This window comes from Vibrio sp. Vb0888, assembly GCF_033338835.1.
GTDB lineage: Bacteria > Pseudomonadota > Gammaproteobacteria > Enterobacterales > Vibrionaceae > Vibrio > Vibrio alginolyticus.
On the sequence record NZ_JAWOTL010000009.1, the window covers coordinates 34445 to 52489 of the forward strand.

Below are 18045 nucleotides of genomic sequence, written 5' to 3' on the forward strand. Positions count from 1 at the left end.
TTATTCTTTGCGCCCTAAGCCTAATGTCGAGGAATCTGTATCATGCCTTTAGTCTCTTGCCCCGTGTGTGAGAAACAAATCTCAAAACGCGCTCATGCATGTCCAGGATGCGGAGAGCCCGATCCGCTGCACCATCTAGCCAAATCAAAATTTATGTCGATGGTGTTTTGGATACTGGTGTTGGTTGGAACAGCGTATGCAGCATGGTTCTATGTTTTGCCTATGGTCATTGAATCATTGCGCTATCAGTAGTATTCAAACCGTCGTAGGTTGAGCTGCTAAAAAAATGCCGTAGAATGACCTCATACTTTTTGAGGAGACGATGTCGTGAAACTATTTTTTGCCTCAGACCTACATGGCTCTTTGCCAGCAACTAAAGAAACCATTGAGCTATTTCTGGCCTCTGGTGCGCACCACCTGATTTTGCTAGGAGATACGCTAAACCATGGGCCGCGAAACCCTATTCCAGAAGGCTACAACCCTCCACAGGTAGCAGACTTATTGAACCAATACAGTGATCAAATTATTTCTGTACGTGGCAACTGTGATAGTGAAGTGGACCAAATGCTATTGAAGTTTCCAATGATGATGGATTACTCATGGGTGCTACTTGAATCTGGCAAGAGAATCTTTTTGACTCATGGTCACTTGTACAACTCTGAAAAACGGCCGCCACTGCGTGAAGGTGATATCATCGCCCACGGTCATACACATGTTCCCGTCGCAGAGATGCAAGATGGAGCCATTATATTCAACCCAGGCTCGATGACATTCCCACGTAATGGCTTACCGAGAAGCTTTGGTACTCTAGAAGGCAATAAGCTAACGGTAAAAACACCAGAAGGCGAAGTATTAGCACAAACCATGATTTAACGGTTTTACTAAGTAAAAAATAGGGAGCGAATTGCTCCCTATTTTGTGTCTGAATGTCCTAAATCGCGTTCTGGGTCGATAATGTCTCTAACGCGCTGTTTTAGCACCTTGGCTTCAGGAAAGCCGCTGTCTTTTTTCCGTTCCCAAATTTGCTGGCCATTACAGAAAATTTCGAAGCGACCACCTGTGTCCGGGTGTAAGCTGATTGTTTCTATTTCTTCGCTAAAAGTATGCAGTAATTCTTGCGATAGCCAAGTTGAACGCAACATCCAGTTGCACTGGCGGCAGTAATAAATATCAATGATTGCTTTATCCATGAAACTTTCCTTTTAATCTTTTTAAACCAGCAACTTGATGCCCACGGCAAACGTGAGAATTTCGAATGCAACTTTAATCACTCTGTTACTGTATCGAGTCGCGGCCCATGCGCCTAAACTGCCGCCTAGAAAAGAGCTTAACAATAAAACAGGTAACCAAGCCCAGTGAATAGGCGCCCCTGCCTGTACGACGGCAATGCCTCCAATGCCATTCCAAAACAGGCCGACACAAATCATGGTGTAAGCAACGGCTTGTTTGTAGTCGTAACCAAACCAGCGCACCAAAAATAGTGTCACGAGCAAACCAGAACCTGCGGTAAGAGATCCGTTAATGATGCCGATAAACAGTAAGCCAATTCCACCAATAACCCAACCAATAGGATGACGGTTGCGTATTACTTCAGCTTGGCCTAGCGATGTCTTAAGTCGCGAGTAGATACCCAGCGCTAAGATCATCGTGCCGAGCATCTTTTCCGCGATACCATCAGGGATCTGTACAATTAAGTTAGCCCCTAAAATCACGCCAATACTGCCGGACAAGATAAGATAGAGCGCGATTTTCCATTTAATAGTGCCTGATCTCAAATGCGTGCTTGCTGCGCCTAAGCCTAAAGCGACCGAAGCCACCTTATGTGTGCCTAGCGCAACGGAGAACGGTAAGCCGAGAAAGATGAGTAAAGGGAATTGAAGCAAGCCTGCTCCGCCACCAGAAAGTGAAGCCAGCGTGTTGGCGATTAGTGAACCGAAAAAAAGGGTAAGGGTATCTAGCCAATCCATAAGCAAAACAAAGGGGGCGTCTTGCCCCCTTATCATCCAATCAAAATTAGTTTTTAAACAGTACCGAAGAACCGTGGTTCAAGCTAGTGAGCAATAGTGTTTTTTCGTTCACGACGTCAATACGACGACTTTGCTCCGCATCTAGCTTAAAAATTTGAGTAATCAAACGTAGCTGTGCTTCGGAAAAGTCTTTTGATTGAGAAGATGAAATATCTTTAAACTCCGAAGGCGAGACCAACAAATAGTTGTCACTTACTTCCCAGCGGCCTTTTTCCGAGATATTTATCGTTGATTCTGCGGTTGAGCCTTGAGCGAATAGTTTGATATTTGCTACGCGAATATAGTCACCATTAGGGAGATATTTCACGTTTGATTCAACATTAACTCGGCGTAGTGGGCCGACAGTATCGTCAGGCAAGCTGTCTGTAATGACTGTCACCATGGTCGACTGCCATTCGTTTGCTGTGAGGAGCTGCTCCACTTTTAGGTCACTTCCCCAATACAACCAACTACTGAAAAGAACGGATACGGCCAAAACCGCAGATGCTAATTTAATCTTCATATTGGCCTCCTTTATTTGCAGATGTCTGTTGGATCGTTTTGACCTGCGAAAATACGCAGTGTTACGTTCTCGTAAGAGTGGTTACTGTCATGAATGTAGTTCAGAATCAGCTGGTTATTTTGTCCACCAGTGGCAATCACTTCAACTGGCAACGAGTCTTCTGCATGGTGCTTCACGTAGCGCTCAATGCATTGCTCTATTGAAGGCAACCAGTTGTTGATTTGAGGGTGATTTACAGGTGTCATCACCGGTACACTTTGATACTCACCAATCTGACGGAATTGGGATTCCGCAGGGTTCGTGAATAACAATACGCAAACAGGAAGCAGCAGAGACAAAAAGATAATGACACGCGGTAGCCAGTTAATCGTGTTAGATGCTGGCTTCGGCTGAGTTTTAGTCGGCTCTACTTGAGGCTCAAGATCAGCAGTAGTATCGGTCACTATCTCTGTTGGTGGTGTATCGCTCGCTTCTAACTCCACTGCTGGCGCTTCTTGTTCAGAAGCGGTTTCTTCAACGTCAGTGTTAGAGTCAGTAGAAAATGGGTTCAAGCGTTCCACTGAACAAATGAGTTGGTAGCCACGTTTAGGTACCGTTTTAACAAACTCTGGAGATTTTGTTGAATCCTTCAACATCTTACGCAGAGTAGAAATCGCTTGAGTCAGGCTTGAGTCATCCACCTCAAAACCTTGCTCACGCCAAACAAACTCGTGAAGCTCGTTACGGGTTAAAACTTCGTTTGGTCTCTCTGCCAACATCAGAAGTATACGGCTTTCGTTGCTTCCTAATCGTACAACGTCGTTGCCGTTTTGTTGGTCAGCGAGCGAATTACTATTTGGATCAAAGGTGAACCTTTGAGCAAGTAGAAATTTGGTGCCAATGTTAGTCATTTAGTTCTTCTTAGATGGATGATGTTGTAATTATGGTGATTTATGTCACAAAATTACCGGGGCGCTTGGAGTGCGCACGACATTTTAGATGCTTTTAGACGGGTAGGATAATTAAAATTTTCTAAAAAAACACCGTTTTTAGCAATATTGACCTTGAATTTACATTTGTCAGCCACATGTTAAATGACATCTCGGTAAGGTGATTTCAAGGGGAAAGTCACAAACTTGTCCCTATGAAAAAGCCAATTAGTTTAGATGTTATGGAGCACACATGAGCGAAACCGTATCTCAAAATAAAGAAACTCGTGGTTTTCAATCAGAAGTAAAACAACTACTGCATTTAATGATCCATTCTCTTTATTCAAATAAAGAGATCTTTTTGCGCGAGCTGATCTCTAACGCATCAGATGCATCAGACAAACTGCGCTTTCAGGCGTTATCTAACCCAGATCTATACGAAGGTAATGCAGACCTTTGCGTGAAGCTGTCGTTTGATGAAAGCGCAAATACCTTAACCATTTCTGATAACGGTATCGGTATGAGCCGTGATGATGTGATTGAGCACTTAGGAACAATCGCAAAATCTGGAACAGCCGAGTTTTTCTCAAAGCTATCTGAAGAGCAGAGCAAAGACTCTCAGCTTATTGGTCAATTTGGTGTTGGTTTCTACTCGGCATTTATCGTTGCTGACGCCGTTACCGTGCGCACTCGCGCTGCGGGTCTAGCCGCTGATGAAGCGGTACAATGGCACTCAGCGGGTGAAGGTGAGTACACCATCGAAAACATTACCAAAGAGTCACGTGGTACCGACATCATTCTTCATATGCGTGAAGAGGGTAAAGAGTTTTTGAATGAGTGGCGTCTACGTGACGTTATCAGTAAGTACTCTGATCACATCGGCATTCCTGTTTCAATCCAAACTGTCGTTCGTGATGACGAAGGCAAGGAAACAGATGAGAAGAAGTGGGAGCAAATCAACAAAGCCCAAGCACTGTGGACGCGTAACAAATCTGATGTTTCAGAAGAAGAGTATCAAGAGTTCTACAAACACGTATCACATGACTTTGCCGATCCCTTGGTCTGGAGTCATAACCGTGTAGAAGGTAAAAACGACTACACGAGCTTACTATACATCCCATCGAAAGCACCTTGGGATATGATGAACCGCGACCACAAATCAGGCTTGAAACTGTACGTACAGCGCGTATTCATTATGGACGATGCAGAGCAATTTATGCCGTCATACTTACGCTTCGTACGTGGTTTAATAGACTCAAACGATTTACCGCTAAACGTATCGCGTGAGATTTTACAAGACAATAAAGTGACTCAGTCTCTACGTAATGCTTGTACTAAGCGCGTGCTAACGATGCTCGAGCGTATGGCCAAGAATGACGAAGAGAAATACCAATCATTCTGGAAAGAGTTTGGTCTTGTGATGAAAGAGGGCCCTGCGGAGGACTTTGCAAACAAAGAGAAAGTTGCAGGTTTATTGCGCTTTGCTTCAACTGAAGTGGATTCTTCTGAGCAAACTGTGGGCTTGGCGTCTTACGTTGAGCGCATGAAAGAAGGTCAAGATAAGATCTACTACTTGACGGCAGACAGCTATGCAGCTGCGAAAAACAGCCCTCACTTAGAACAGTTCAAAGCGAAAGGCATTGAAGTTATCTTGATGTACGACCGCATTGATGAGTGGCTGATGAACTACTTAACTGAGTTTGATGGTAAACAGTTCCAGTCAATCACTAAGGCTGGGCTTGATCTAAGTCAGTTTGAAGATGAAGCAGAAAAAGAGAAGCAAAAAGAAACCGAAGAAGAGTTTAAGTCGGTTGTAGAGCGCACGAAGTCTTACCTAGGCGATCGTGTGAAAGAAGTTCGTACGACCTTCAAACTCGCATCCACGCCTGCTGTTGTGGTAACGGACGATTACGAAATGGGCACTCAAATGGCGAAGCTTCTTGCGGCAGCTGGTCAAGCTGTACCGGAAGTGAAATACATCTTTGAGCTAAACCCTGAGCACGAATTGGTTAAGCGTATGGCTGACGAAGCCGATGAAGAAGCGTTTGGTCGCTGGGTTGAAGTTCTGCTTGGTCAGGCAATGCTAGCGGAGCGAGGCTCTATTGAGGATCCAACAGAGTTCTTAGGAGCCGTTAATCAACTTTTGACTAAGGTGTAATAACCTCTGCAAATCAAAAAGCTCGCATTTCGCGAGCTTTTTGTTTGTTGTCGCAAAATTTTGCATCTCAAGTGCTGAGTTAATAATCAATAGGGCGTGAAAGAGGGTACTGTTAACATTCTTTAGTCTTAATACACTCTTTGCTCAGAGAACCTGTGATAGAATCTGCGACTTGAATGTGAGTAATAAGGCGTGTATTTTTGCTCGCCTATATACGTTATACCGAAACTTATCGTTGCAGGTGCTTCTCAGGTTTGATGTCTAAGAGGTCAGCTATTGTGAGCTTCGGTATAAATCTTAAATATTAAAGAGGATAAATCATGCGCATCATTCTTCTAGGTGCTCCAGGTGCAGGTAAAGGCACACAAGCAAACTTCATCATGGAAAAATACGGTATTCCACAAATCTCTACTGGTGATATGCTTCGTGCTGCTATCAAAGCAGGTACAGAGCTTGGTAAACAAGCTAAAGCTGTTATTGACGCTGGTCAGCTAGTTTCTGATGAAATCATCCTTGGTCTTATCAAAGAGCGCATCGCTCAAGAAGACTGTGCAAACGGTTTCCTACTAGATGGTTTCCCACGTACTATCCCTCAAGCTGACGGCCTAAAAGAAATGGGCGTAGACGTAGACTACGTTATCGAATTTGACGTTGCAGACGATGTGATTGTTGAGCGTATGGCTGGTCGTCGTGCTCACCTTCCTTCTGGTCGTACTTACCACGTGGTTTACAACCCGCCTAAAGTGGAAGGTAAAGATGATGTAACTGGTGAAGATCTTGTTGTTCGTGATGATGACAAAGAAGAAACAGTACGTGCTCGTCTAGGTGTTTACCACGAGCAAACTGCACCGCTAATCAACTACTACGGCAAAGAAGCTGAAGCAGGCAAGACTAAGTACCTTAAGTTTGATGGTACTAAGCAAGTAGCTGAAGTTAGTGCGGATATCGAGAAAGCACTATCTTAATTTGCTGAAGTCAAAAATTTAATATTTTGATATATTGAAAGCGGCCCAAGTGGTCGCTTTTTTTAGTTTACTCGTAAACATATATCTAATTAACTTCAGCTCGGCTATTCGTTACTTCGAGGTTACTTAAATATATGAACCAAGCCGTTTACCATGAATAGGATGTTATGAAAGAGAATAATAAACAGGGTGTACTCCTAGTTAACCTGGGAACTCCTGACGCACCAACCGCTCCTGCCGTAAAGCGTTTTTTAAGTCAGTTTCTTCATGATCACCGAGTGGTAGACATGACTCGATGGCTTTGGTGTCCACTATTGCACGGCGTTATCCTTCCTATCCGAGCTCCTAAAGTTGCCAAACTCTATCAATCAGTATGGATGGAAGAGGGCTCGCCGTTGATGGTGTACTCTAAACGCCAAACTGAAAAGTTAGCACAAAAGCTTGATATACCTGTAGAGCTTGGTATGACGTATGGTAACCCAAGTTTACAATCAGGCTTTGAAGCCCTATTGGCGCAAGGCGTTGATGAAGTCATTGTTTTACCGTTGTATCCGCAATACTCGGGAACAACAACGGCAGCGGTTTCTGACGGAATCACTAAAGCATTTAAAAACCTGCCTGTGATGCCAAGCTTTAGCTTTATTCGTGATTATTACAATCACCCGAAATATATTGAAGCGTTAGCGCATTCAGTTCGTGAACATTGGCAAAAGAATGGTCAGGGAGATTACCTGCTGTGTTCTTATCATGGTATTCCAAAACGCTATGCTGACAATGGTGATGTTTACCCACAGCATTGTGAAGAGACGACTCGCTTGCTTGGGGAAGCGTTAGGTTTAAGTGAACAACAAATTGGCATGACGTATCAGTCCCGATTTGGGAGAGAAGAGTGGCTTCAACCTTATACCGATAAGACCCTAGAGGCACTTCCTGCAAAGGGTGTGAAAAATATTAATGTTGTGACCCCTGCATTTTCTTCAGATTGTTTAGAGACGTTGGAAGAGATCTCGGAAGAGTGTAAAGAGATTTTCCTTGAAGCAGGTGGTGAAAACTTTACCTACATCCCTTGTTTGAACGATAGTGAACTTCATATCGAGATGATGGTTGAGTTAGTTAAATCTAAACTTTAGATACAAAAAAGGGTCGCAATAGCGACCCTTTCTACGTTTAGTTGAGCGATCAAGCGACTTGTACTTGCTGCTCTTCTACTTGCTCTGCCGTGCTGTGCGTATTTTCAGCGCCATGCATCCAGCGAACGAGTGTATTAGAGAACAGGAGCAAGATTACGCCACTTACGGTTGCGCTGACCGCAATACCACTAAAGATAGCCATAGCGCCTAACTCGCCTACGTGAGAACCCACATAGCCCGCAACATAGTTAGCAATCGCATTACAGCCAAACCATGCACCCATCATAAGTGAAGCTAAGCGAAGCGGTGCTAATTTAGTCACCAATGAAAGACCAATTGGTGATAAACACAGCTCGCCTAATGTGTGGAAGAAGAAAGCGCCGACCAACCATAACATCGATGTTTTTACTGTTGTATCTCCACCTTGTTCTAGCACTGCGCCAACCATACAAAGGAAACCAATCGCCAAGAAAAATAGTGCCATCGCAAATTTCACTGGCGAAGTAGGTTCACGTTTACCCAATTTTACCCAAAGGACAGCCAGAACTGGCGCTAGAGTAATAATGAAAAATGGGTTTAGTGATTGGAACCACGCAGCAGGAACTTCGAAACCACCAATCATGCGATCAGTATATTGTTGAGTGTAGATGTTCATCAGACCACCAGCTTGTTCAAAGCCTGCCCAGAAGACAATAGTGAATAAGCTCATGACCAGAATTACTTTTAGTCGATTCACTTCTTCTTTGGTGAGTGGCTGCTTCGTGGTGGCGTTTTTGTTGTTTAGATCTCGTTTCGCCGCTGGTTCGCGACCAATATCACCAAGCCATGATTGAGCCAGTACCATTTGCATCACTAGGCTAACCAGCATACCCACACCAGCGGCAACAAAGCCAGCTTTCCAACCGTAAGAGGTTGTCACAGAGCCAGAAACGACGCCGGCAAGTAATGCACCTAAGTTGATACCCATATAAAAGATAGTGAATGCGCCGTCACGACGGTTGTCACCTTCTTGATAAAGGTCGCCAACCATGGTTGAGATATTTGGCTTAAAGAGACCGTTACCAGTGATAAGTAGGCCAAGACCTAAATAGAAACTGTGTAGCGAACCAATACCTAAAGCATCAGCAGGAAGTGCAAGAGTAAACTGGCCGATGGCCATTAACGCGCCACCAAGCAAAATTGAGCGACGTTGACCTAAATAGTTATCTGCTAGGTAACCACCGATAAGAGGGGTGATATACACAAGCCCTGTGTATATGCCGTATAGGTCTAATGCGTCTTTGGTTGACCAGCCAAGGCCGCCATTCATTGTTGTATCAGTAAGGTAAAGCACGAGAATGGCACGCATTGCGTAGTAAGAAAAGCGTTCCCACAGTTCTGTACCGAACAATAAGAACAGGCCACGTGGATGACCAAAATATTGATGTTGGTTTGACATAAGCTCTTCTAATAATAGTTATTACATTTTTTAACGACTTCTACGTATACAATGCAATTCAACGAGTGACAAATAATAAAATTTTGCCATTCAACTATTTTTGTTTGTTAAGTGGCTGTTTTTGATTGGATTTGCAGATTATATGATGGTGTATTGGTTGTGTTACAAACTTAATTTCCATTTTTGCCTATGGACTTCTTTATCGTAAGTTGCTGAAAAATGTCGTTAATGCGAGCGATGTATAATCATACTTTTATAGATAAACTGAATATCAATGACTCAACTTTGGCTTAATGCTAGGATAAAAACAAAATAGAATTGGCTAGTAAAAAGATGAAACGTTGGTATCTACTTTATTGTAAACGTGGGGAGCAGGTTAGGGCGAAACAACACCTTGAAAATCAAGGTGTAGAGTGCTTTTATCCAACTGTAGAAGTTGAGAAGATTTTGCGCGGTAAAAGACAAAAAGTCGAGGAACCGCTGTTTCCTTGTTACGTATTCGCTTACTTTGATTATGAGCAAGGGCCAAACTTCACCTCAGTCCGCTCTACTCGAGGTGTTGTTGACTTTGTGCGTTTTGGTGCTCAACCGAAAGAAGTTCAAGGTGACTTGGTCTTCGAATTGATGCAGCTAGAAAAGTGTTGTAATGACAATACCGTTTCTGAATGTATGCCAAAACCAGGCGATCAAATTAGAGTTAAAAGCGGTCAATTTGCGGGCATAGATGCCATCTTCCAAGAACAAGATGGTGAGAAACGCTCAATTATGCTAGTTCAGATGATCACCAAGCGTGTGCCTGTCAGCATAGACAATAGTGATTTAGATTTAAAATAGCCTAATTCCATCAAACATAAAAAGAGGTGCAAAAGCACCTCTTTTTGATCGTATCTAATTTTTTGTCTGTTTTAAAAGGGTTGGACGAACCGACCCTTATCTTTATCGTAGAGAATTAGTATGAGTCGTTGTGAACGGTCTGTACTGCACGACCTGATGGGTCAACACAGTTTTGGAACGATTCATCCCATTCAATCGCTTTCGCTGAAGAACACGCTACTGAAGGGCCTCCTGGTACACACTCTGCTGCTGATGGAAGTGGGAATAACTCTTCAAAGATTTCACGGTACACGTAGCCTTCTTTTGTCGTTGGCGTGTTGTATGGGAATCGATATTGAGCTGTTTCCATCTGCTGGTCTGTCACTTTCTGTTCTGCTACTTCTTTCAGCGTATCGATCCAGCTGTAGCCAACGCCATCAGAGAATTGCTCTTTTTGACGCCATGCGATCGATTCTGGCAGGTAGTGCTCGAAGCACTCACGAAGGATGTGTTTCTCCATTTTACCGTTGCCACACATCTTGTCTGCTGGGTTCAAGCGCATTGCTACATCTATGAACTCTTTATCTAGGAAAGGTACGCGTCCTTCAACTCCCCATGCTGCCAGCGACTTGTTAGCACGAGCACAGTCGAACATGTTCAGAGCAAGCAGTTTACGCACTGTCTCCTCGTGGAACTCTTTCGCGTTTGGCGCCTTGTGGAAGTAAAGGTAGCCACCAAAGATTTCGTCAGCGCCCTCACCAGACAATACCATCTTGATACCCATCGCTTTGATCTTACGACCCATTAAGAACATAGGTGTTGATGCGCGGATAGTCGTCACGTCATACGTTTCAATGTGGTAAATCACGTCACGAATCGCGTCCAAACCTTCTTGAATCGTGTACGTCATTTCGTGGTGAACGGTACCAATTTGGTCGGCAACTTCGCGAGCGGCTTTCAGGTCAGGCGCGCCTTCTAGGCCAACAGCAAAAGAGTGCAGTTGAGGCCACCAAGCTTCAGACTTTTCATCATCTTCAATACGCATCGCTGCAAAGCGTTTTGCTACCGCAGATGTAATAGAAGAATCTAGACCGCCTGAAAGAAGTACACCGTAAGGCACGTCAGTCATTAGTTGGCGTTTAACAGCCGCTTCTAGCGCTTCCGTCAATTCTTCTTTGCTAGTGCTGTTACCTTGTACTGCTGCGTACTCGTTCCAGTCACGAACATAGTAACGTGTTGGCTGAGTATCTTTAGAGCTGTAGTAGCTACCAGGAGGGAATTCACTTACTGTTTTACATACTGGAACAAGAGCCTTCATCTCTGATGCCACATAGTAGTTACCATGCTCATCGTGACCTTGATAAAGAGGGATAATACCAATATGGTCACGGCCGACTAAATACTCATCTTTTTCTTCGTCGTAGAGCACAAAAGCGAAAATACCGTTTAGTTCTTCAAGGAGATCTGCGCCCATATCTTGGTAAAGTGCAAGAATGACTTCACAGTCTGAATCGGTTTGAAATTCGTACTTTCCTTCGTAACGAGCACGAATTTCTTTATGGTTGTAGATTTCACCATTGACGGCAAGGATGAGCTTCTTATCAGGGCTGTATAGCGGCTGTGCACCACTATTTAGACCAACAATCGCCAAGCGCTCGTGCGCTAAAATAGCACGCTCTGAAGAGTAAATCCCAGACCAGTCTGGGCCACGGTGACGAAGTTTTTTCGACATCTCTAATGCGATAGGGCGCAATGCGGCTGCATCGCTTTTAATGTCTAAAATGCCAAATACTGAACACATACTACATCCTTACTAAACTAAACAATTTCTAATCGGTATGGTTTAAATTTGCCATTACTAATAAAAAAAGCAACGTTTTGTGATTAAAAAAATGATAAAAGGCCTTGTTGTATGGAAAATATTTAACTCAACCGTTGTTTTGGTGAATGAGATCAAGGTTTGGTATAAAAACTATACAAAAAAGGCTTTCTATCAATAGAAAGCCTTCCGAAAAATATCAGTGCTGTTGCTTATTTAATTGGTGTGAATTTAGGTTGAAGTTGTTTACAGACGTGTCGAGCAAAACCGCTACCAGCTTCACTATAAATATTGAATGCTGCGTCAACGCCATTTTCAAGTAAGCCTTCCAATTGATCTGGGTATTCGGCGATAGCGGCAATTTGCCCCTTATATTTTCTGCGTTTAAGCTGCTCAAGTGCTGTTTGGTTACCTTGATGATGTGGCATTGCAAGCAGAACCAGTTTTACATGACCTGTATCTAAAATTCGCTCCCAGAAATCCGGGTCGGTGGCATCACCAGAAATCACATTTCTTCCTTCTGAACGATGATGATGTGCAGCGTCTTCACGAATTTCTATACCCAATGAAATTTTGCCATAGCGTGAACGTAGCTCATCATAAGCGCCCGTTCCAATACGCCCCATACCTAAGATCAATACTTGGGCATGACCTGGGTTGATGAGTTGGTCGCGTTGATTGAGCTTTTCTACCGCTGTCTCTTGCAGCCACTTACCTGAATGTTGATAAATTTTATGGCTAAGGCGGTTAAGTGGCGCGGAAATTACAAAGGATACCGACACCGCAACCGCAATCGCAGCAAGCATATCACTTGGCATCCAGCCCATTTTATAGGCCAACCCAGCAACAATAAGACCAAACTCACTGTAGTTAAATAGTGATAAAGAGGCGAGCAAAGAGGTACGTACTCGAAACTTAAAATGATTAATAGTGACGAAGTACAAGAGTCCTTTGATTGGTAGCAGTAAGATAAATAGCAGGGCGAGAACGACGCCATTCACGCTCAATGAGGCGGATAAACCAATGTTCAAAAAGAAGCAGACTAAAAAGAGCTCCTTCATATTGAATAATGACTTGGATAGTTCTGAGGCTTTTGGGTGACCTGCGAGTAGCATGCCTAAAATTAGCGCGCCCAAGTCTGGTTTCATCCCGACCAACTCGAATAGCCCAGCACCGACAACAAGCGCGAAGAAAATACCGAATAGCACCAGCATTTCGCCGTGGCCAACTTTATCGAGCAGCTTATAGAATAGGGGACGAAGGAAAGGCAGTGCGAACAAACCGATGGCATACCATTCTGGGACTTTTCCGGTTGAAGCAGTCAGGAATACTACGGCAAAAATATCTTGCATAACCAAGATACCGATCGCGAGTGTGCCGTAGGTCGCGTTCATTTCGCCTTTTTCTTGCAATGCTTTTACGGCAAAAACGGTACTAGAGAACGATAGTGCAAAAGCTAAAAGCAGGATTTGGCTGCCGTCCATACTGGCTAGCGAAGTCAAGCCCAGTAGTTTTAAGCCGGATAACGCTAGGGCAAAAAAAGCGGTAGAGAGTATGTTGTGGGCGGTTGCCCCTCCCCATATTTCTTTGGACAGCAGGGTTTTTACATCGAGTTTGAGTCCAATAGTAAACAGAAGAAGAGTAACACCAAGATCTGCGAGAGTGACAATAACGTCATTGCTTTGGTAACCAAATGCATGCAAGCCAAATCCAGCTAGTAGAAAACCAACGAGGGGAGGGAGGCTGCATTTAAGCGCAATAAAACCAGCTAAAAAAGCGGCTGTAATTAGAATAATTTCCATACTGTTGAGCTGTATTCCTGATATACAAAAACGGGCTGTGAAAACACAGCCCGAGATTGTAACTCAATTGGTTGTATAAACTTAGTCTTCCAGTAACTTTTGTAACAAAACTCCGTTTAGCATAGCGCGTTTAATCATCGCAAATGCGCCCATCGTTGGCTGCTTATCAATGTGAGAAGCCACGATAGGGAGGTCGTTATGGAAAGTTTTAAGAGATTGATTCTCTACGTTGCGTTGAATTGCAGGGAAAACAATATCTTGTGCTGCAGTAATATCGCCAGCAATTACAATTTTCTGTGGATTAAATAAGTTAACCGTAATCGCAATCGCTTTACCTAGCTGGTTGCCCACTCGCACTAAACTCTGTTTCGCAAGTTCATCACCATTCATTGCGTGCTGACATACCGCTTCAATTGTGATGTTTTCAAGGTCGGTTAAGCTTGATTCGTATCCTTGAGTAATCAGTTGCTTCACTCGTTGAATAATCGCTGGGTTTGCAGCTACGGTTTCTAAACAGCCAAAGTTTCCACATTGGCATTGCTCACCAAGCGGGTCAATTTGGATATGACCAATTTCACCGACGTTGCGGTTAAAACCAAGAAAAACCTGGCCGTTAACGATAATACCTGCGCCAGTACCGCGGTGGACGCTAACCAAAATAGAATCCTGGCAGTCTTGGCTTGCTCCAAAGTAGTGCTCAGCCAACGCCATGCCACGTACGTCGTTGCCAACAAAGCATGCTGTATTAAACTTCTCTCCAACAATTTCACCGAGAGCAAGATTATCGATATCGGTATTAGGCATGTATTCGACCACGCCAGTTGTTGGGTTAACAAGGCCCGGTAAAGTGATGCCGATAGCGATGAGTTGATCAATTTTGTCTTCGCATCGGCTTACGAAATCTTTTAATAAATCGATAAGTCCTGCGATTAAGTCTGCTTGGTTAGTGTAGTGCAGTTCATGCTGATCTTCTGCCAGCGCGGTACCACCTAAATCGTATAAACTGAACTGTACGTAATCTCGACCTAAGCGAACGGCAATCGAATGAAAAGGTTTGACTTCAGTAGTCAAAGAGATCGCACGACGACCACCAGTTGAAGCTTGTTGGGCGACCTCCTTAATAAGGCCGCGCTCTAAAAGTTGGCGGGTTATTTTGGTAACACTAGCAGGCGCGAGCTGACTCACGTCCGCGACTTGAATACGGGAGATAGGACCTTGCTGATCAATCAGCCTATATACCGCAGCGCTGTTAAGCTGTTTTACTAAATCTACATTACCAATCTGTCCGCCATTCATGCTTAATTTTGCTCGTATTGTCCGTTAACAACCGTCGCTTTTACTTTAAAGTCACGATCGAAAATAGTCAGGTTTGCAACCATCCCTTTTCGAACTCGGCCAAGGCGATCCTCAACACCAATTGCTGTTGCTGGGTATAACGTGGCCATTCGTAGAGCTTCGTCTAAAGCGATCCCCGCGTGCTCAACTGAATTCTGAACTGCTTCAATCATTGTCAAAGCTGAGCCGCCTAGCGTGCCATTTTCATCAACACACTTACCATCTCGGTAATATACTTTCTTACCGACAAAAATAAAGTGATCAATGTTAGCACCTGCTGGAGCTGTGGCATCCGTCACCAAAACAAGCTTTTCACCTTTGATTTTATGAGCAATTCGGATGTTTGCGTAGTCGACGTGAAAACCATCAGCAATAATGCCAGCATAAACGTCAGGAGTATCGTAAATTGCACCAACAACTCCTGGTTCACGACCAACCATTGGTGTCATTGCATTAAAGAGGTGTGTAGCAAAAGTAATGCCTGCTTCAAAGCTTTTACGTGCTTCGGCGTAGGTTGCATTTGTGTGGCCAATTGAAACCACGATGCCAGCAGCCTTTAATCGCGCAATATGCTCTGGGTCGTTATGCTCAGGTGCTAGTGTTACTTTCGCTACGATATCGGCGTTTGCGCAGATAAGGTCGATCATGCTTTCGTCTGATGGGCGAATAAAATCGACGTTATGGATGCCTTTTTTCGCGACGTTAAGGTAAGGACCTTCGAGGTGTAAACCAAGCGATTGATTTTGATATTTGTTGTGGTACTCACGAGCTGCGGCAATTGCAGTTCGCATATCTTCATCAGATGATGTAATGAGTGTTGGCAGGAAGCTAGTACAGCCAGATTTGAGGTTTGCCTGGTGCATGATTTGCATGGTTTCAGGGGTAATTGCATCGTTTAGCATTACACCGCCACAACCGTTCAACTGCAGATCGATAAAGCCTGGACTTAGATTAGCGCCTGCAAGGTCTTTTACTTCGATGCTTTGAGGTAGCTCAGAAACCGGCACAATAGATTGAATAAGATCGTTTTCGATGATGACCGCATGATCGGTAAGAACATCACTACCGGTATAAATTTTACAGTTACTTAGCGCGTACATAGTCAGCTAGTCCTTATAGATGAGAATTCAATTTCTATATCGTTATCTAAGTAGAGACTGCTTCAGTCATATGGGTACTTAGTTTGTATCACTGAATTAGATAACGAGTCACATACAGCAAGTCGCGTTTTATCGATGTTATTGTCATAGTAACTAACTGAAAAGTAATAATTGTATGGTTTTTTATGATTCTTTTTCAGAGCAAAGTTACAGTGATTTACCCGCCTAGATACCAAAATAACACTGATTCTGCCTTGCATAAAGTGCGAGAATATTATCTTTAAAACGCCATTTTTTCGTATAATAAAATAAGTTTTATGATCTCGCTAGCAAAAACCTTCCGAAAGGGCAAATTGTGGTGATTATGATCACAAACGGTGAGCTTTTAATTTGCGGAGCAAAATTAATATCATAAACTTAGGATGACTAAATTGGACGGCTGAAATAAGTCATTCAACATAACATCTAATCCTATAGGGGGAACTTAAGGTGAACATTCTCGGATACTTCCAGAAGGTGGGTAAGGCGCTTATGGTGCCGGTTGCCACACTTCCTGCAGCAGCAATACTCATGGGTATTGGCTACTGGATCGACCCAAATGGCTGGGGCGCAAACAGTGCACTTGCTGCATTTCTTATTAAAGCTGGTGCAGCGATCATTGACAACATGTCAGTATTGTTCGCTGTTGGTGTTGCTTATGGAATGTCTAAAGACAAAGATGGCGCCGCTGCACTTTCAGGCTTCGTGGGCTTCTTAGTTGTCACAACGCTTTTGGCCCCTGGTGCAGTATCACAAATTCAAGGCATTGACCCAAGTGAAGTACCTGCTGCATTTGGTAAAATCAATAACCAGTTCGTCGGTATCTTGGTTGGTATTGTTTCTGCTGAGTTGTACAACCGTTTTTCTCACGTAGAGCTGCACAAAGCACTGGCGTTTTTCTCTGGCAAGCGTCTTGTACCTATCCTAACGTCTTTTGCTGGTATCGTTATTGCGTTCATCCTGATGTACGTTTGGCCATCAGTTTACGGCGGTCTGGTAAGTTTTGGTGAAAGCATTCAAGGTATGGGTGAAGCAGGTGCAGGTGTTTACGCATTCTTCAACCGTCTTCTAATTCCTGTTGGTCTGCACCATGCACTAAACTCAGTGTTCTGGTTTGATGTCGCTGGTATTAATGACATTCCAAACTTCCTTGGCGGTGCGAAATCATTAGCTGAAGGCACGGCAACGGTAGGTGTTACGGGGATGTACCAAGCGGGCTTCTTCCCAATCATGATGTTTGGTTTACCAGGCGCTGCTCTAGCGATGTACCATACTGCGAAATCAAAGAATAAAGAGAAAGTGGCATCTATCATGATTGCAGCTGCGTTTGCTTCATTCTTTACAGGTGTAACAGAACCACTTGAATTTGCATTCATGTTCCTTGCTCCAGGACTGTACGTTCTTCACGCAGCGCTGACTGGTCTATCAGTTTATATCGCGGCATCAATGCAGTGGATTGCAGGTTTCGGTTTCTCTGCTGGTTTAGTCGACTTAGTATTGTCGACTCGTAACCCGCTAGCGGTAAACTGGTACATGCTCATTGTACAAGGTCTTGGTTTCTTTGCGGTTTACTACTTCGTGTTCCGTACCGTGATTGTTAAGTTTGGCCTTAAAACACCGGGACGTGAAGATGATGAAGAAGCTTCATCTAACGTGGCTGGATCAAGCAATTCTTCAGAGCTTGCTCGTCAGTACTTGAAAGCACTTGGCGGTCATGACAACCTAAGTTCTATCGATGCCTGTATTACTCGTTTGCGCCTTTCTGTGAAAGATATGAGCGTTATCAATGAGAAAACTCTGAAAGATCTTGGAGCTATGGGAGTTGTGAAGCTAGGTACAAACAACCTACAAGTTATTCTTGGTCCACTAGCAGAGATTGTTGCTGGTGAGATGAAGAATGTATCTAAAGATGAAGACTTAAGTGGTGTTCAGCTACCAGCTTAACTGTTTAATAGTGGTGTGATTGTTTGTTATTGGTATTGCAAACAATTGATACTACAACATCGCAA

16 protein-coding genes are annotated in these 18045 nt (G+C 43.7%); 7 read left to right on the plus strand and 9 right to left on the minus strand.

Features of this window, described 5'->3' with window-relative positions; genetic code table 11:
* Positions 1–42 precede the first annotated feature (42 nt).
* The gene (locus tag R7P72_RS14010) at positions 43–252 is read left to right on the plus strand and encodes a hypothetical protein (RefSeq protein WP_005382086.1); all 210 of its coding nucleotides are present in this window, start codon (positions 43–45) and stop codon (positions 250–252) included.
* 75 nt (positions 253–327) lie between these two features.
* A complete protein-coding gene (yfcE, locus tag R7P72_RS14015; protein WP_005382087.1) occupies positions 328–873 on the plus strand; it encodes a phosphodiesterase in 546 nt (181 codons plus the stop codon).
* Positions 874–911: 38 nt separating this feature from the next.
* Here the strand turns inward: yfcE and R7P72_RS14020 are convergent, their stop codons facing one another.
* From R7P72_RS14020 to R7P72_RS14035, 4 genes are read right to left on the minus strand one after another with little or no spacing between them, the layout of a single operon-like run.
* On the minus strand, positions 912–1190 hold the full coding sequence (locus R7P72_RS14020) for a SelT/SelW/SelH family protein (protein WP_005382088.1): 279 nt from the start codon (positions 1188–1190) through the stop codon (positions 912–914).
* 21 nt (positions 1191–1211) lie between these two features.
* A complete protein-coding gene (locus R7P72_RS14025) occupies positions 1212–1967 on the minus strand; it encodes a sulfite exporter TauE/SafE family protein (protein ID WP_005382090.1) in 756 nt (251 codons plus the stop codon).
* Between the two features lie 46 nt (positions 1968–2013).
* Complete coding sequence (gene toxS / locus R7P72_RS14030; RefSeq protein ID WP_005382091.1) at positions 2014–2529, minus strand: transmembrane regulator ToxS; 516 nt, start codon at positions 2527–2529, stop codon at positions 2014–2016.
* A gap of 11 nt (positions 2530–2540) precedes the next feature.
* Complete coding sequence (locus R7P72_RS14035; protein WP_213907349.1) at positions 2541–3419, minus strand: transcriptional regulator; 879 nt, start codon at positions 3417–3419, stop codon at positions 2541–2543.
* Between the two features lie 271 nt (positions 3420–3690).
* Here R7P72_RS14035 and htpG point away from each other — a divergent pair, with 271 nt between their 5' ends.
* The 3 genes from htpG (at position 3691) to hemH (ending at position 7690) form a co-directional block, all read left to right on the plus strand.
* A complete protein-coding gene (htpG, locus tag R7P72_RS14040; protein ID WP_005382093.1) occupies positions 3691–5595 on the plus strand; it encodes a molecular chaperone HtpG in 1905 nt (634 codons plus the stop codon).
* A 320-nt stretch (positions 5596–5915) separates the two neighbouring features.
* Positions 5916–6560 carry an adenylate kinase gene (gene adk / locus R7P72_RS14045; RefSeq protein WP_005382094.1) on the plus strand — a complete coding sequence of 215 codons (645 nt, stop codon included), beginning with the start codon at positions 5916–5918 and terminating at the stop codon, positions 6558–6560.
* A gap of 167 nt (positions 6561–6727) precedes the next feature.
* Positions 6728–7690 carry a ferrochelatase gene (gene hemH, locus R7P72_RS14050; protein WP_005382095.1) on the plus strand — a complete coding sequence of 321 codons (963 nt, stop codon included), beginning with the start codon at positions 6728–6730 and terminating at the stop codon, positions 7688–7690.
* A gap of 49 nt (positions 7691–7739) precedes the next feature.
* On the opposite strand, the gene R7P72_RS14055 is transcribed toward hemH, so the two are convergent.
* Entirely contained in the window at positions 7740–9128 is a 1389-nt protein-coding gene (locus R7P72_RS14055; protein WP_005382097.1) for a peptide MFS transporter, read from the minus strand.
* Between the two features lie 333 nt (positions 9129–9461).
* Here R7P72_RS14055 and rfaH point away from each other — a divergent pair, with 333 nt between their 5' ends.
* Positions 9462–9962: a transcription/translation regulatory transformer protein RfaH gene (gene rfaH, locus R7P72_RS14060; RefSeq protein ID WP_005382098.1), complete on the plus strand. Its 501-nt coding sequence runs from the start codon at positions 9462–9464 to the stop codon at positions 9960–9962.
* A gap of 115 nt (positions 9963–10077) precedes the next feature.
* On the opposite strand, the gene asnB is transcribed toward rfaH, so the two are convergent.
* The 4 genes from asnB to nagA all read right to left on the minus strand — a co-directional run bounded on the left by asnB (position 10078) and on the right by nagA (position 15997).
* On the minus strand, positions 10078–11742 hold the full coding sequence (asnB, locus tag R7P72_RS14065) for an asparagine synthase B (protein ID WP_005382100.1): 1665 nt from the start codon (positions 11740–11742) through the stop codon (positions 10078–10080).
* Between the two features lie 230 nt (positions 11743–11972).
* On the minus strand, positions 11973–13562 hold the full coding sequence (locus R7P72_RS14070; RefSeq protein WP_005384981.1) for a cation:proton antiporter family protein: 1590 nt from the start codon (positions 13560–13562) through the stop codon (positions 11973–11975).
* Between the two features lie 81 nt (positions 13563–13643).
* On the minus strand, positions 13644–14858 hold the full coding sequence (gene nagC, locus R7P72_RS14075) for a DNA-binding transcriptional regulator NagC (protein ID WP_005382105.1): 1215 nt from the start codon (positions 14856–14858) through the stop codon (positions 13644–13646).
* A gap of 2 nt (positions 14859–14860) precedes the next feature.
* Positions 14861–15997, minus strand: coding sequence for an N-acetylglucosamine-6-phosphate deacetylase (gene nagA, locus R7P72_RS14080; protein WP_005384983.1), 1137 nt, complete (start codon positions 15995–15997; stop codon positions 14861–14863).
* 489 nt (positions 15998–16486) lie between these two features.
* On the opposite strand from nagA, the gene nagE reads away from it, so the two are divergent.
* A complete protein-coding gene (gene nagE, locus R7P72_RS14085; RefSeq protein WP_005384985.1) occupies positions 16487–17980 on the plus strand; it encodes an N-acetylglucosamine-specific PTS transporter subunit IIBC in 1494 nt (497 codons plus the stop codon).
* The last annotated feature ends 65 nt before the right edge of the window (positions 17981–18045 follow it).